Raw genomic sequence first — 15425 nt, 5'->3', positions numbered from 1 at the left:
GGGGAGCGCCCTGCTCGCGGGGGCGCCCCCGGAGCCCGGTTCACCCCCGTGCACGTACCATTGCGGCATGTCCTTCCTCCGCCGCCGCAGCGCCACGCCCGCCGGGCCCGACTTCGATGTTCTGGCCATGGATCCGGGCGACTGGCCGGGCAATCTCGGTGCGGGTCTGCTGCCCGCCCCCGACGGCAGCTGCCAGGGTGTCTTCCTGCGTTACGACCTCTTCGGCGGCCGTGGTCCCGCGATGATCATCGGCAATCTGCCGGAGGGCTCCCCGGCCCGCGACATCGCCGAGGACGAGGTCCCCTTCGAGGTGGCCCAGCTGCTGATCGCGCTGGAGAACGAGGAGGAGGTCACCGTCACCGGCACCGAGGACATGCCGGTGATGCAGGGCGACAACCTCCTGATCGTGCGCCGCCTCAAGCTCTCCGAGACCCGCATCTCCTGCGTGCAGTTCGACCGCAGCGACAACGTACTGGTGACCATCGCGGCCTGGGACCGCCCGATCACCGACGACCTGTACGCCCTGCTGAAGCCGCTGCCGGCGGAGCTGTTCCAGCAGAGCTGAACGTCGCCGCCGGGCATGGCCCGGGATCCTGGGTGAACAGCCCAAGCCCTCGGCCCTGCCCGGCCGTTGCCCTCACAGCCTGAGGGTGAACCAGGTGGTCTTGCCCTCGTCCGTGGGGCGCACACCCCAGTCGTCGGCGAGAGCGCGGACGAGGATCAGGCCCCGGCCCGACTCCTCGTCCTCGGCCGCAGGACGGGGCTGGGGCAGATGGGGACTGCTGTCGCTGATCTCGACGGTCAGATCGGTGGTGGTCCGGCACACGTGCAGGCCGATGGGCCCCTGGGCGTGCTGGACGGCGTTGGTCAGGATCTCGGAGAGAAGAAGCCGGGCGTCGTCCGCGGTGGTCACGCAGTCCCATGAGGTGAGGGCCTTGCTGAGGAAGGCACGGCCTTCGGGCACGGACTCGGCGACGGCGGGCAGGTCCGTCGTGACGGACGACAGAGGCCCTTCGGGCAGCCGGGTGAGCAGCAGGGTGACGTCGTCGTTGTGGCCCTCCGCGTCGGGCAGCAGGGCGGCCAGCACCCGGTCGGCGGCGTCCTCCAGGTCCGGGACGGTGGCGAAGAGGTCCCCCAGGGTGGCGGTGAGCTTGGAGAGCTGGTCCTCGATGTCGGAGCCCGGCGTTTCGATGAGACCGTCGGTGTAGAGGACGAGCGTGGCACCGGGCGGCATGACCGCGATGGACTGCTGGTAGAGGACGTCGCCGACACCGAGAGGCGCGTTCACGGGCGCCGGGAGAGATCGGGCGCCGTCGCCGGGAGTGGCCACCAGGACCGGCAGGTGCCCCGCGGAGCAGACCGTCACCTCCCCCGCGTCGGCGGCGATGACCAGATAGCAGCACGTGACCAGCTGGTCGGGCACGTCCAGGTCCCCGACGACCGCCTCCAGGGCCTGCATGAGCTGGCGGGGCTGCATACCGGTCTTGGCCAGGGCATGCGCGGCGGACCGCAGCTGCCCCATCACGGCGGCGGCATCCAGACCGCGGCCCATCACGTCGCCGATCAGCACCCCGACCCGGCCGGCCCCCAGGGGGATCAGGTCGAACCAGTCACCGCCCACCCCGGCCCCCTGGGTGGCGGGCCGGTAGCGGCTCGCCGTGGAAAGACCGGGGATGGCGGGCGGCGTGCCCATCAGGCTGCGCTGCAGGGTGAGGGCGATGTGCCGCTGCTGCTCGTAGAGGAAGGTCAGCTCCGCCTCGGCCCGCTTGCGGTCGCTGATGTCGCGGACGATGGCGCAGGCCCCGACGATCGCGCCGTCCGGGGCACGGGTGGGCCACAGGGTGATGTCGACGTCCAGCAGACTCCCGCTGCGGGTGAGCCGCAGTGTCTCGAAGTGCTCGACCTTCTCCCCGTTGCGCAGCCGGTCCAGGAGTACGTCTATCTCGTCCCGGCGCTCCGACGGGGCCAGAAGCGACACGTGCCGGCCCACGACCTCGGCCCGCGAGTAGCCGTACAGCCGCTCGGCCGCCGCGTTCCAGTAAGTGATGTCGCCGTCCAGGGTCTTGGCGAGGATCGCGTCCTGGGACGATTCCACCAGTCCGGCCAGCTCGTTGATACGGGCTTCGGCGCGCTTGCGGTCGCTGACGTCGCGGACGGCGGCGGAGACGAGGAGGCCGTCGGTGGTTTCGAGGGGGCTGAGGCTGATTTCGACGGGGAATTCGGTGCCGTCCTTGCGGAGGCCGTGGAGTTCGAGTTCGGCGCCCATGGGGCGTACTTGGCGGTTGTTGGCGTAGCCGTCGCGGTGGTGGGTGTGGTGGGCGCGGAAACGGCCGGGAACGAGGAGTTCGACGGGGTGGCCGAGGAGTTCTTCGCGTTGGTATCCGAAGAGGGCTTCGGTTTGGGCGTTGACGAGTTTGATGGTGCCGGTGTCGTCGACGATGACCATGGCGTCGGGCGCCGCTTCGAGCAGTCCCCGAAACCTTTCCTCCGCCGCCTTGCGGTCGCTGACGTCGCGGACGGCGGCGGAGACGAGGAGGCCGTCGGTGGTTTCGAGGGGGCTGAGGCTGATTTCGACGGGGAATTCGGTGCCGTCCTTGCGGAGGCCGTGGAGTTCGAGTTCGGCGCCCATGGGGCGTACTTGGCGGTTGTTGGCGTAGCCGTCGCGGTGGTGGGTGTGGTGGGCGCGGAAACGGCCGGGAACGAGGAGTTCGACGGGGTGGCCGAGGAGTTCTTCGCGTTGGTATCCGAAGAGGGCTTCGGTCTGGGCGTTGACGAGTCTGATGGTGCCGGTGTCGTCGACGATGACCATGGCGTCGGGCGCCGCTTCGAGCAGTCCTCGAAACCTTTCCTCCGCGCCTCCCGGACCCGCCCTGAGCTCCTCGGTGTCGCACTGACAGCGGTGAGGGCCTGCCGCATCGGCGGGCCGAGTTGAAGTCTCTCCGACAAAGTCGCCCATGCCCGCCCCAGGTGTGCCGCTTACCATGATTCGGGCATCCCATCTCACATGGGCTGCGTGCGGGGTTACATGTCGCTTACTGGCCCGACCACGGCCGAAGCTGTCCGGCGACAGCGCTTGCGGTGATCGGATGCCGTTGCCTTCGCCACCGGCAATTGCCGCTTCGGGACCACCGGCCGGAGCGACGGACAGGGCCGGGCCCGCGGCAAGCGGACCCGGCCCCGGCTGTCACGAGCGCGACGCCATCACGTCCACATCAGGGCCACATCACATCGACGTCCGCGGCCCGCACGAACGCCACCCGGTGCCCGAACTGGATCTCGTAGTACATGTCCGTGCCGATCACGACCTTGTGCCCTGCCGTGTCGAAGGTCGGCGCGTAGAAGTACTCGCCCGGCACCTTGTCACCGGCCGCGTACTGCTGGCCCTCCAGCAGCTTGTACGGCAGCGGTGAGACGGCCTGGACGGGGACGCCCGCCGGGTACGCCTCCTTCTCCGGGTAGGCGCGCCCGTAGACGGGGATCTCCGTGAGGCCGTCCTTGGGTGTGACGACCGGCCCTGACGTGTTCACCGCCGTCGGCTGCTCCTTCGGGTTCTTGAACCAGGCCTTCTGGCCCAGATACCAGATCGCCGTCCAGTCGCCGTCACGGTCGGCGACCGCGTACCGCTGCCCGGTGGAGACACGCGAGGCGACGTCGTTCACGCCGGTCGTCGAGGCGTCGCCCTTGGGGTAGAGCCCGATGTCCTTGATCAGGGGCGAGTTCTCGTCCGCCGCGCTGTAGAGCCGCACCTCACTGGAGCCGTGCGCCGCGCAGGGCACGCCCTTGGTGACGCAGCCCGTGTACACCGGCTGGTTGTCGGTGAAGTCCGGCAGTACGGTCACCAGCCCGCCACCGTGCTTCGACGTGCGGTGGAAGGGGTGCCCCAGCAGCGTGAAGTAGTGCTGCCAGTCCCAGTACGGGCCCGGGTCGGTGTGCATACCCGGGATGGTGGCGGTCGTCGGGCCCGGCACGTTGTCGTGCCCCAGGATGTGCTGCCGGTCCAGCGGGATGTCGTACTTCTTGGAGAGGTACTTCACCAGCCGCGCCGAGGCCCGGTACATCTCCTCCGTGTACCAGGCGTCCGGCGAGGCCAGGAAGCCCTCGTGCTCCAGTCCGATCGACTTGGCGTTGACGTACCAGTTGCCCGCGTGCCAGGCCACGTCCTTGGCCTTCACATGCTGGGCGATGTGACCATCGGTCGAGCGCAGGGTGTAGTTCCACGACACATAGGTCGGGTCCTGGACCAGCTTCAGGACCCCGTCCCAGGCGCCTTCCGTGTCATGGATGACGATGTACTTGATGCTCTGCGACGCGGGCCGGTCGCCGAGATCGTGGTTGCCGTAGTCACCCTCGCCGAACTCCGCGTAAGGGGCCGGGATCCACTCGCAGGACACCTTCTTGGGGCACTCCGTGCCATCGGCGGAGACCGTACGCAGCCCCGTCCGTCCGAGTTGTGCCGTGTCGGGGCTCAGCTCGGGCTGGGCGGCGAGTGCCACCTGCTGACCGGAGTCCGTGGTGCGCTCCTCGCCGCCGCGCATCACCTCGTACACGTCATCGGCGTACGTCGCCGCCGTCGCCGTGTCGTCCGCGCCCGAGAAACGTGCCACCGCCCCGTACCAGTCGTTCGCGTCGGCGCTCAGCGGCTCGCCGAGGTCCTGCTGGGCGGCGGCGAGGAGGGCGGCGCCGCCCTCGACGTTCGCCGCGGCGTCCGTACGCAGCTGTTCCGCCGGGAGGCCGGTGAGCTCGGCCGCCTTCGTCAACGTCTTGAGCCGGGCCGGGAGTTCGGAGTTCTCCGGCACCTTGGTGTCGGGGAGGAGGGCAGCGCGCGAGCTGTCGCCGCGGGCGTCCTCCGTGCCCTCGCTGTGGTGCGGTGCCTCGGCGATCGCCGTACGGGCGTCGGTGAGGTGCATCGGGCCGTAGCCGCCGCTGACGCTCGGGGCACCGGCGTGCGCGTCCCAGCGGGACTGCAGATAGGAGACGGCGAGCAGGACGCTCTGCGGCACGTGGTACTCGGCGGCCGCGGCGCCGAAGGCCCTCTGCAACTGTGCGGAGGAGACCTGCTCGGTGGTGCCGGACGGGGCCGCGCCGAGCAGCGGCAGCAGCAGCGCCGCCGAGGCGACGGCGCCTGCGGTCCTGCGCGTGCGTCTGTGCCCGGCGGTGGCCTTGGGGCCGGGGGCGGATCCTCGCAAAGCAGCCTCCTGGGACGGTCGGGCGCGGTGGGGCGTGCGGGGGCCGAACGCGTCAGTGGTACCGGCTCTCCGACGATCCGTCAATCATGCCCAGAGGTTGGCGATTTCCCATGTCAACGGCGGGTGTAACGGGTTTCGTGGCGGCGGTGACCCGGCCTGCGGGGCGTCAGTGGAGTGGACCAATAACCCGAACGGCGGACACCCGGAAACAGGGGCCGCGGAAACGGGGACGCCAGGTGGCGGGCAACACGCGGACATGACGAAGGCCCGCGGTGCGCCGCTGTCCAGGCGCAACCGCGGACCTCCGTCCCCGTCAGCGAGTGCCGACCGCCGCTCGAACGGCCCGTCGGGCCAACTGGCAGTCGTCGTGCAGCCGCCTCAGCAGCAGCCGCTGTTCCTCGCCGGACGGCGCAGCACCCGGGTGGGCCGGTCCCGGTGCCGCCGGGGTCGTGTCGTGCATCGAGCGCTGCACGGCCGTCTCGTACGTACGGATCTCACGGGTCAGTACCAGCATCAGGTTCACCAGGAAGGCGTCCCGTGCCGCCGGACCGGCCGACTGCGCGAGCTGACTGATCTGACGGCGCGCCACGGGAGCGTCCCCGAGCACCGCCCACAGCGTCGCCAGGTCGTATCCCGGCAAGTACCAGCCCGCATGCTCCCAGTCCACCAGCACTGGACCGGCCGGTGAGAGGAGAATGTTGGACAGGAGGGCGTCGCCGTGACAGAACTGGCCCATGCCCTGCCGGCCCGCCGAGTGGGCGATGCCGTGCACGAGCTTCTGCAGATCGCCCATGTCCCGGTCCGTGAGCAGACCCAGCTCATGGAAGCGGGAGATCCGCTCCGCGTAGTCCAGCGGGGCGTCGAACGTCCCCGCCGGTGGCCGCCACGCGTTCAGCCGGCAGATCGCGCCCAGCGCCGCCCGGATGTCCGCGCGGGGCGGGGCCTCGGCCGGATGCCGCTGGAGAGCGGCCACCCGGCCCGGCATCCGCTCGATCACCAAGGTGCAGTTGTCCGGATCCGCCGCGATCAGCCGGGGCACCCGGACCGGTGGCCGGTGCCGCACGAACGAGCGGTAGGCCGCTATTTCATGCCGGACCCGCTCGGCCCAGACGGGAGAGTGGTCCAGTAAACACTTGGCGACGGCCGTGCTGCGCCCGGTCGTGCCGACCAGGAGCACGGAGCGTCCGCTGCGGCGCAGCACCTGGACCGGAGCGAACTCCGGGCAGATCCGGTGCACCGACGCGATCGCCGTGCGCAGCTGCGCGCCCTGAGGGCCGGACAAGTCGATTCTCCCGCTGAGCGGTTGGGTGCCGAGCCCCGGAACGCGCCGCGTCCTGCCGGCGCCGAGCACGGGAGCCGCCGCCGGGCGCGCGGGGTCGAGGTAGGGGCCGCTGCCCGCCGGGCGGGGATGCAGCGACCGGGGCGGAGCGGACACGGAGGACGATGCTGCGTACATGGGCGAAACAGATCCCTTCGTGTGCCTGCAAGTTGCCGCGCTACCCGCCCCGGCCGCCCTGGTGCACCCTGGGGAATGTCCCTGAGGCAACCGGGTCGGGGTGGCGCGTTCCTACCTGACACCCGATGCCCAGTGGCACACCATCTGGCGCACCCTGGCGAACCCTGGCGAATAGTCGCTCAGCAACTGACAGACGGTTACTGTCAAATCAGCCGAGAACCTGGGGGCTTGACGTGAACGGACAACCCAACACCCGCCTGTCGGACCTGTTCGGCCTCGCCGGCTGGTCCAAGGGCGAACTCGCGAGAATGGTCAACCGGCAGGCGGCGGCCATGGGCCACCCCCAACTGGCGACCGACACCTCGCGGGTGCGGCGTTGGATCGACATGGGAGAGATCCCGCGCGATCCCGTACCGCGGGTGCTGGCGGCCCTGTTCACCGAGCATCTCGGCCGTGTCGTGACCATCGAGGACCTCGGTCTGGTCCGGCACGGGCGCGTGGGTAAACGGCAGAGCGGCGGGAATGCGGAACATCCCGACGGAGTGCCGTGGGCGCCCGAGCGGACTGCTGCGGTCCTCACCGAATTCACGGGAATGGACCTCATGCTCAACCGACGCGGCTTGGTGGGCGCGGGTGCCGCGCTCGCCGCGGGATCCGCACTCAGCACTGCTATGCACGACTGGCTGCACACCGATCCGACACTGTCCGCCGACGCTCCCCGATTCGACGATCCCCTGCACGCCGACCCCGCTGGGTTCGACCGGTACGAGGCCGCCCCCATCGGGTCGCAGGAGATCGAGGAACTGGAGCGCTCGGTCGAGGTGTTCCGGGCCTGGGACGCCGCCCGCGGCGGCGGTCTCCAGCGCAAGGCTGTGGTGGGCCAGCTCAACGAAGTGGGAGGCATGCTCTCCTACCGACACCCCGACCATCTCCAGCGGCGCCTGTGGGGCGTCGCCGCCAACCTCGCCGTCCTCGCGGGCTGGATGTCGCACGACGTCGGCCTGGAGCCCACGGCTCAGAAGTACTTCGTCATCGCCGCCCACGCGGCCCGTGAGGGCGGTGACCGGCCCCGCGCCGGGGAGGCGCTCTCCCGAGCGGCTCGCCAGATGGTGCATCTGGGCCGGCCCGACGACGCACTCGATCTCATGAAACTCGCCAAGTCCGGTTCCGGCGAGGAGACCCTGCCCCGCACCCAGGCCATGCTCTACACCATCGAAGCCTGGGCACAGGCCTCCATGGGCAAGGGCCAGGCCATGCGGCGCACCCTGGGCCAGGCGGAGGACCTGTTCGTCTCGGACCGGGGCGACGTACCACCGCCGAGCTGGATGCAGCTGTTCGACGAGGCCGACATGCACGGCATGCAGGCGCTCGCCTACCGCACCCTCGCCGAACACGAGCCGGCCGCGGCGGCCACCGCTCAGCGTCATGCCAAGGAGGCACTGAAGCTGCGCGAGTCGGGGCGGGAGCGGTCGAAGATCTTCGACCACATCTCCCTGGCGTCGGCCTGCTTCATCGCCGACGATCCCGAACAGGCCGACCGGTACGCGCGACTGGCCCTGACGTCGATGGGATCCAATTCATCCCACCGCACCTGGGACCGGCTGCGCGAGATGTACCGGCTCACCGGGGAGTACTCCAGCTATCCGAAGATCCACGATCTGCGTGAGGAGATCAAACTCGCCCTGCCCAACGGCTCGTTGAAGCCGAGGGGCGGCGGCAGCGCGCGGGCGTAAGGGAGCCCGTGCGGGCAACACGGGTTGGCTTCAGGAGCCGACCCGGGCGATGAGCACGCAGGCGTCGTCCTCGCGCTCGGTCTCGCCGAATTCCTCGACCACCATCCGTACACAGTCCTGGGCCGTGCGGGTCCCGTCGAAGCGCGGGGCCAGGTCGAGCAGCCTCTGGACGGCCGCCGCTCCTCCTCCACTCTCGGCAGCTCCCGAGCGGGGGGACCCCGATCGCCACGGCACCAGTCCGTCGGTGTGCAGGAGCAACAGGTCGCCCTCTTCGAGTGGCTCTTCGGCCTGCCCGTAGACGGCACCCGTGGTCGCCCCGAGCAGCACGCCGTCCGGTGCCGGCAGTGCGCGCCCCGTCCCGTTGCGGAACAGCAGCGGGGCGGGGTGTCCTGCCTGCGCCCAGCTGAGGGTGCGGGTCTCGGGCCGGTAGCGGCAGCAGACGGCGCTGCCCAGGGCCGGCTGGACGGAGGCGTCGAGCAACTGGTTGAGCCAGGACAGGAGTTGGCCCGGCCGGGTGCCCGTCACGGCCATACCGCGCAGGGCGCCGAGCAGCATCGCCATGCCCGAGGTCGCGGCGACTCCGTGGCCGGTGAGGTCACCGACGCTCAACAGGGTGTCCCCGTCGGGGAGTTCGAGGGCGTCGTACCAGTCGCCGCCGATCAGTGCGCTGGTCGACGACGGGAGATAGTGCGCGGCGAGGTCCAGGGACCCGGGACCCCCCTGCGGGAACCGCAGGGAACCGCGCCACGGCGGCAGCACGGCCTCCTGCAGTTCGACCGCGAGCCGGTGCTCGGTCTGCGCGATGTGCCGCTCGCGCTGCAGCGAGTCGCGGGTCTCGCTCACCGTCCGCTGGCTGCGGCGCAGTTCGCTGACGTCGCGCAGCACGGCCCACATCGAGGCGGTGCTGCCGCCGGCGTCGAGCACGGGCTCGCCCATCATGTGCACGGTCCGCACCCCGCCGTCGGGGCGCATGATGCGGAACTCCCCGTCGATGGGCTTGGCGTCGATGAGGCACTCCGTGACCATCGCCGTCAGCATCCGCCGGTCCTCGTCGAGCACCAGCGACGGAAGTTCGTCGAGCGTCAGCGGGGGAGCGGCGGGATCGCGGCCCAGGATCTGATAGAGCTCACCGGACCAACTGGCCTCGTCCGTCAGCAGGTTCCACTCGGCGCTGCCGACCCGGCTCAGCAGTGAGCCGCGCCGGGATGCGGCCGGCACGGCTCGGGCGGCGGGGACGGCTGCGGGTTGGACGGGCACGGGCGGTGGTCCGTCCCGCAGCTGGGCCAAGTGCTCGTCGAGGTCGTTGAGTTGATGCATCGCCAGATTGCACAGCGCACGCTGCCAGCGCCCCTGCGGATCCTCGCCGTCGGCGGGCGCGTCACGCCGTACGGCGTCCACCTCGCCGCGCAGCCGCCGCGTCTGCGAAATGAGCGCGTCGACCGTGCCGCGCTGGGGCGGCTGAGCGGCTGGGCGGTCCGCAGAGAGATGGGAGGGCATTGCGTGCTCCGATGCGGGGACGGTTCGACCAAGGCTGACGGAAGGACCGTTACGACTGTTGCACAGCCCGCGACGCGCTGTAAGGGATTTGGCAACACCCGATACGGTGGTGCTTCTGGCATATGCCGCCGTCCTCACGGACCGGCTGCGTGGGACCGATTCGGTACGCGTCCGGCGTGGTCAAGTCGTAGACGACGTACGTGACTTGAGGGTCCGCCGGATGCGCGTGCCCGCCTTTCATTCTTCTGTTCGAGGGGCATATGTGCGAAGCCTGCTCCGTTGTGGGATCCGCCAAACGCGGATCGGGCCGAGCCGGGGCTCAGAGTGAGCGCACGAAGTCCTTCACCTCGGTCTCGTAGAGAGTGGCCGGGTCGATGCCCATCGAGCTGAAGTTGCCCTCGATCTCCAGGCTCACCAGGCCGTGCAGATGGGCCCACAGCAGGGTGGTTCGCGCGGCGACCGCCTCGGGCACGTCCTCGATTCCGTGCCGTTTCATCCACTCCCGGAACTGGACTGCCGGGCCGTCCGGAACCGCCGTGTCCGGCTTCGCGAGGGCGCCCACCGCCTCCAGTACGACGGTCATGGCGGGCTGGGAGGCCTCGACCAGGCTCGTGGAGTGTGCGTCGTAGCCCTGGAGGGGTGCCCGGAACAGGAGTCGATAGCGGTGTGGCTCGGTCAGCGCCCAGGTGCGGAAGGCCCGGACGACCGCGGTCAGACGGGCGGCCGCGTCCGTCGCGTCGGCGTCGGCCGCGCGGGCGAGTGCGGACGCCAGGTCCCCGTAGGCGTCGATGACCAGCTCGGTCAGCAGGCTGTCCCGGTTGGTGAAGTAGCGGTAGAGCGCGGGCCCCGTCATGCCTACCTGCTTGGCGATGGCGTTGAGCGACAGCGCCTCCGGTCCTCCCTCGGCCAGCTGTCGCAGCGCCGCGGTCTTGACCTCCTGCCGTACCTGCGCGCGGAACCGATCGCGCAGGCCGGGCTCCGTCCGGTTCTCTGCCGCCATGTCGTCGCCTTCTTCGTCTTCTCGGGGTGGCTCTTGACTTACGGAATATAGAGGAGCAAGCTCTTGTTAGAACCTATCACGAACACGAGAAGCTATAACGAGGGAGCTCTGACCGTCATGGACACGGAGACTGTGGCCGATGTGGTGACCGAAGTCGTCCTCCCGGGAGTCGTGGAGCCCTCGGGCCTCGAGATCCGTGTGCGCCCCGCGACGCAGCCCGCCGCAGGTGAGGTCGTCCTCGCCCTGGAGGCCTCCGGAGTGTCGTTCGCCGAGCAGCAGATGCGCCGTGGCAAGTACTACGACCAGCCGCCGTTCCCCTTCGTGCCGGGCTACGACCTGGTGGGCGTAGTGGTCCGGGTCGGCGCGGGGGTGGACGCGTCACTGGTCGGCCGGCGCTTCGCCGCTCTGACCAAGGTCGGCGGCTGGGCCAGCCGGGTCGTACTGCCCGTCACCGATCTCGTCGAGGTCCCCGGCACGCTGGATCCCGCCGACGCCGAGACGGTGGTCGTCAACGGCATCACCGCCTGGCAGATGCTGCACCGTGTCGCCAGGGTCCGCGCGGGCCAGACCGTACTGGTGCACGGGGCGAACGGCGGCGTGGGCTCGACGCTGGTGCAGCTGGCCACCCATGCCGGCATCCGCGTCATCGGCACCGCCTCGCCCCGGCATCACGACGCGGTCCGCGCGCTCGGTGCCACCCCGGTCGACTATCGCGCGTCCGATCTGTCCGCCAGGGTGCGGGAGTTGGCGCCGGGCGGCGTCGACGCCGTCTTCGACCACGTGGGAGGCGAGGGCATCGTCGACTCCTTCGGGCTGCTGGCCCGGGGCGGCACGCTCGTCTCGTACGGCAGCGCGGCCACCCGGGACATCGCCGGATCCTCCAAGCTGCCGGTCCTCAAGCTCGTCGGACGGCTGTTCCTCTGGAAGCTCCTGCCCAACGGCCGGCGTACGCACTTCTACAACATCTGGGCCGGCAAGCGCCGTTCGGCCGCCTTCCACGAGCGCCTGCGTACCGACCTCGGCCAGGTCTTCGCCCTGCTCGCCGACGGCGCCATCACCGCGCAGGTCGCGGCCCGTATCCCGCTCGGCCGGGCCGCGGAAGCCATGCGGCTGGCCGAGTCCGGCACCGTCACCGGCAAGGTGATCCTCGTGCCCGACCCGGACCGGGACGCGCCCCACGCCCAGTGACATCACTTCGTTCCGGCATCGAAACACACCAGGATCCACGGCCGGGGGAACTCCCGACCGCGGCCTGACGCGGTGTCACAGGCGGCTTCGCGCCGGATCGCGCTCGCGCCGCGCCGTGCGGTCGTGCCGGGGCGGCAGAAGGCCGCAGACACGTCGTATCCGTCCACCCGGCGAGGTTCGACCGCTGTTCACCCGCGCCTCACCACACAGGTATGGACCTTGACGATCACCCCGTGCACGCTTGCGCGCGGTGTGCCGCAGGGGCACTCCAGTGACGAGGGCGGGCGAATGACACCGATCAGCCGAAGAGGCTTTGTGGGGCTCGGCGCATCCGTGGCGGCAGGGGCCGCGATGGGCGTCGGCTCGCGTCCGGCGGCGGCCGCCGACACCGCGGCAACGGCGACCGGCACGATCTCGGACGTACAGCACGTCGTCATCCTCATGCAGGAAAACCGCAGCTTCGACCACTACTTCGGCCGTCTCAAGGGCGTCCGCGGCTTCGACGACCGCAGCGGCATCACCCTGTCCGGCGGCAACTCCGTCTTCAACCAGCCGAACGGCACCGGCAGACAGTACCCGTGGAAGCTCAGCTCCACGCCCGCCGCGGGCGGCAAGGACGGCGAGACCCTCGCCCAGTGCAACGGCGACCTTCCGCACTCCTGGTCCTCGCAGCACTCCGCCTGGAACAAAGGGCGGCTCGACAACTGGGTCTCGGGCGTCGGCAACGTACGCTCGCTCGGCTACCTCGACCGCTCCGACATCCCGTTCCACTACGCGCTCGCAGACAACTACACCATCTGCGACGCCTACTTCTGCTCCTCGCTCAGCGCCACCGGCCCCAACCGTACGTACCTGTGGAGCGGCAAGGTCGACGGCTCCAGCTACGACGGGGGCGACGAGTCCGGACTGACCTGGCAGAACTACGCCGAGGCGCTGCAAGCGGCCGGGGTGACCTGGAAGGTCTACCAGAACGCGCAGGACAACTACGGCGACAACGGCTGCGCCTACTTCAAGAAGTTCGCCTCGGCCAAGGCGGGCGACCCGCTGTACGACCGAGGTATGGCCTCCGTGCCGAAGGTCACCGGCTCCACGCCCGACGACATCGCCGCCGCCATCAAGGCCGACGTCCTCGCGGGCACCCTGCCCCAGGTCTCCTGGGTGGTCGCCAACCAGGCCTTCTCGGAGCATCCGTACGCCCCGCCCGGCGACGGCGCCCACTTCGTCGACCTGGTCTACAAGGCGCTCGCCGCGGACGCGAACGTCTTCGACTCGACCGTCCTGTTCCTCAACTACGACGAGAACGACGGCTTCTTCGACCACGTCCCGCCCCCGGCGCCGCCCGCGGGCACGGCGGGGGAGTTCCTCAACGGGGTCCCGTACGGACTCGGCTTCCGCGTCCCCATGCTGGTCATCTCGCCCTGGACACGGGGTGGTTGGGTCTCCTCGGAGGTATTCGACCACACCTCAGTCCTGCGTTTCCTGGAGACCTGGACCAGCGCCCTCGGCAAGCCCGCCGCATGCCCCAACATCAGCGCCTGGCGCCGCAAGGTCACCGGCGACCTGACCGGCGTCTTCGATTTCGCGCATCCGGTGTACGGCGCCGCCTCGCTGCCCGCGACGAGCGTCATCGGGTACGGCACCTGCGGCCCGCTGCCCAACCCGGTGCCCACCACCAACGCGCTGCCCGCCCAGGAGTCCGGCACCCGGCCCGCCCGCGCCCTGCCGTATCAGCCGGGCGGCTACCTGGACCACCTGGAGTTCGGTGCGAGCGGCAAGATCCTCGCCTGGTTCACCATGGCCAACCAGGGCACCCCCGCCAAGAGCGCCGCGCACTTCTCGGTCCACCCCAACGCCTACCGCGACACCACACCGTGGCAGTACACGGTCGACGCGGGCGGCACGGCCTCCGACTACTTCAGCATCGGCTCGGGGTACGGCGACGGCAAGTACGACATCTCCATGGTCGGCCCCAACCGCTTCCTGGGCCGCTTCAAGGGCGACGCGACGCTGGCGGGCAAGTCGGCCGAGGTGAGCACCCGTTACGCGATCGAGCCCGGCACCGGGAAGACGGCCATCTACTTCAAGATGACCAACTCCTCCGCGTCCTCCGTGAAGTTCACGATCACCTCGAACCACTACCGCAGTGACGGGCCCTGGACGTACACCGTCGCCGCGGGCGGTTCGACGGAGGACTTCTTCAACGCGGTGGCGTACCAGGACGGTTGGTACGACTTCACGATCACCGTCGACTCCGACGCGAGCTGGTCGCGCCGGTTCACCGGGCACATCGAGACGGGCGCGGCGAGCGTCAGCGGCTGAGCACGCGCGTCAGCGGCTGATCACGCGTAGAGGTCCGGGCGCGGGGCGAGTTCGACGGTCACCCGGCCGCCGTTCTCCAGCGCCCGGACCCCCGCCTCGGCGACGGCGGACGCCGCATACCCGTCCCAGGCGCTGGGCCCGGTGACCCGGCCCGCCCGGGTGGCGTCCACCCACGCCTGCACCTCACGGTCGTAGGCGTCGGCGAACCGTACGAGATAGTCCTGCGCCACCTCTTCGTACGCACCGCCCGCCGAGGTCACCACCATCGTGTGCTCGTCCCCGATCCGGGCGCTCCCCGACTCGCAGACCGCCTCGCACCCCACCTGGTAGCCGAAGCCGGAGTTGACGAAGACCTCGACGTCGACCAGGGCGCCGTCCGCGGTCTCGAACAGCACGAATTGAGGATCGATGAGGCCCGCCGGGGCATGCGAGGAGGGTCGCGGGCGCAGCACGCTCACTGCCGTGAGCTCCTGGCCCAGCAGCCAGCGGGCCGCGTCGATCTCGTGCGACACGGAGCTGTTGACCAGCATCGCCGAGGTGAAGTCCGGCGGCGACGAGACATTGCGGTGCGTGCAGTGGAGCATCAGCGGACGGCCCAGCCGCCCGCTGTCCAGCAGGGACTTGAGGCGCTGATACTCGGCGTCGTACCGGCGCATGAACCCGACCTGGGTCAGCCGCCGGCCGAGCCGCGCCTCGGCCTCCACCACCCGCAGCGCGCCCGCGGACTCCGGCACCAGCGGCTTCTCGCACAGCACCGGCAGGCCGCGCTCGAAGGCCGCGAGCAGGGCTTCCTCGTGCGCGGGTCCGGGGGAGGCGATCAGCACCGCCTGTACGCCGGGTGCGTCGAGCGCCGACGGCGCCTCGGCATGGACCGAGACGCCGTCGATCCCGGCCACGGCGTCCTCGGCCCGGCCGGACTCGGGATCCGCCACCGCGGCGACCCGGGCACCACTCACCACACGGTCGATCCGACGTATATGGTCGGCTCCCATGTGTCCGGCACCCAGGACCGCCACACCCAACAGTTCACTCACGCGCTCCGCACC

General features: G+C 70.3%; 10 protein-coding genes. 4 read left to right on the top strand and 6 right to left on the bottom strand.

What is annotated here, in order from left to right; translation table 11 throughout:
* Positions 1-67: 67 nt before the first annotated feature.
* On the top strand, positions 68-565 hold the full coding sequence (locus AB5J50_RS05250; RefSeq protein WP_327426428.1) for a hypothetical protein: 498 nt from the start codon (positions 68-70) through the stop codon (positions 563-565).
* Between the two features lie 72 nt (positions 566-637).
* Here the strand turns inward: AB5J50_RS05250 and AB5J50_RS05245 are convergent, their stop codons facing one another.
* From AB5J50_RS05245 to AB5J50_RS05235, 3 genes are all read right to left on the bottom strand, one after another.
* The gene (locus AB5J50_RS05245; RefSeq protein WP_369255329.1) at positions 638-2956 is read right to left on the bottom strand and encodes a PAS domain S-box protein; all 2319 of its coding nucleotides are present in this window, start codon (positions 2954-2956) and stop codon (positions 638-640) included.
* Positions 2957-3212: 256 nt separating this feature from the next.
* A complete protein-coding gene (locus AB5J50_RS05240) occupies positions 3213-5186 on the bottom strand; it encodes an N-acetylmuramoyl-L-alanine amidase (RefSeq protein WP_369255327.1) in 1974 nt (657 codons plus the stop codon).
* A gap of 313 nt (positions 5187-5499) precedes the next feature.
* Entirely contained in the window at positions 5500-6642 is a 1143-nt protein-coding gene (locus AB5J50_RS05235; protein ID WP_327426425.1) for an aminoglycoside phosphotransferase family protein, read from the bottom strand.
* Between the two features lie 233 nt (positions 6643-6875).
* On the opposite strand from AB5J50_RS05235, the gene AB5J50_RS05230 reads away from it, so the two are divergent.
* The gene (locus AB5J50_RS05230; RefSeq protein ID WP_327426424.1) at positions 6876-8375 is read left to right on the top strand and encodes a hypothetical protein; all 1500 of its coding nucleotides are present in this window, start codon (positions 6876-6878) and stop codon (positions 8373-8375) included.
* A 30-nt stretch (positions 8376-8405) separates the two neighbouring features.
* Here AB5J50_RS05230 and AB5J50_RS05225 read toward each other — a convergent pair whose 3' ends face one another.
* Positions 8406-9872, bottom strand: a complete 1467-nt coding sequence (locus tag AB5J50_RS05225) for a PP2C family protein-serine/threonine phosphatase (protein WP_369255324.1) — start codon at positions 9870-9872, stop codon at positions 8406-8408.
* 319 nt (positions 9873-10191) lie between these two features.
* On the bottom strand, positions 10192-10872 hold the full coding sequence (locus AB5J50_RS05220; protein WP_369255322.1) for a TetR/AcrR family transcriptional regulator: 681 nt from the start codon (positions 10870-10872) through the stop codon (positions 10192-10194).
* A gap of 117 nt (positions 10873-10989) precedes the next feature.
* Between AB5J50_RS05220 and AB5J50_RS05215 the strand changes: the two genes are divergently transcribed.
* Positions 10990-12060, top strand: coding sequence for a medium chain dehydrogenase/reductase family protein (locus AB5J50_RS05215; protein WP_369255321.1), 1071 nt, complete (start codon positions 10990-10992; stop codon positions 12058-12060).
* A gap of 288 nt (positions 12061-12348) precedes the next feature.
* Positions 12349-14379: a phosphocholine-specific phospholipase C gene (locus AB5J50_RS05210; RefSeq protein ID WP_369255319.1), complete on the top strand. Its 2031-nt coding sequence runs from the start codon at positions 12349-12351 to the stop codon at positions 14377-14379.
* A 20-nt stretch (positions 14380-14399) separates the two neighbouring features.
* Here AB5J50_RS05210 and AB5J50_RS05205 read toward each other — a convergent pair whose 3' ends face one another.
* Positions 14400-15413, bottom strand: coding sequence for a Gfo/Idh/MocA family protein (locus AB5J50_RS05205; RefSeq protein WP_369255317.1), 1014 nt, complete (start codon positions 15411-15413; stop codon positions 14400-14402).
* Between the last annotated feature and the right edge of the window lie 12 nt (positions 15414-15425).

Origin of the sequence: Streptomyces sp. R35 (assembly GCF_041053035.1) — a bacterium.
GTDB classification, from domain to species: Bacteria; Actinomycetota; Actinomycetes; order Streptomycetales; family Streptomycetaceae; genus Streptomyces; species Streptomyces lutosisoli.
The sequence above is the reverse complement of the archived record's forward strand: the minus strand, read 5'-3'. Positions and strand labels throughout refer to the sequence as shown.

What these genes read in the sequence shown, in the direction of transcription:
- AB5J50_RS05235 (WP_327426425.1), bottom strand. Translation starts at nt 6,642, where the DNA reads ATGTACGCAGCATCGTCCTCCGTGTCCGCTCCGCCCCGGTCGCTGCAT.
- AB5J50_RS05245 (WP_369255329.1), bottom strand. Translation starts at nt 2,956, where the DNA reads ATGGGCGACTTTGTCGGAGAGACTTCAACTCGGCCCGCCGATGCGGCA.
- AB5J50_RS05210 (WP_369255319.1), top strand. Translation starts at nt 12,349, where the DNA reads ATGACACCGATCAGCCGAAGAGGCTTTGTGGGGCTCGGCGCATCCGTG.
- AB5J50_RS05215 (WP_369255321.1), top strand. Translation starts at nt 10,990, where the DNA reads ATGGACACGGAGACTGTGGCCGATGTGGTGACCGAAGTCGTCCTCCCG.
- AB5J50_RS05220 (WP_369255322.1), bottom strand. Translation starts at nt 10,872, where the DNA reads ATGGCGGCAGAGAACCGGACGGAGCCCGGCCTGCGCGATCGGTTCCGC.
- AB5J50_RS05225 (WP_369255324.1), bottom strand. Translation starts at nt 9,872, where the DNA reads ATGCCCTCCCATCTCTCTGCGGACCGCCCAGCCGCTCAGCCGCCCCAG.
- AB5J50_RS05250 (WP_327426428.1), top strand. Translation starts at nt 68, where the DNA reads ATGTCCTTCCTCCGCCGCCGCAGCGCCACGCCCGCCGGGCCCGACTTC.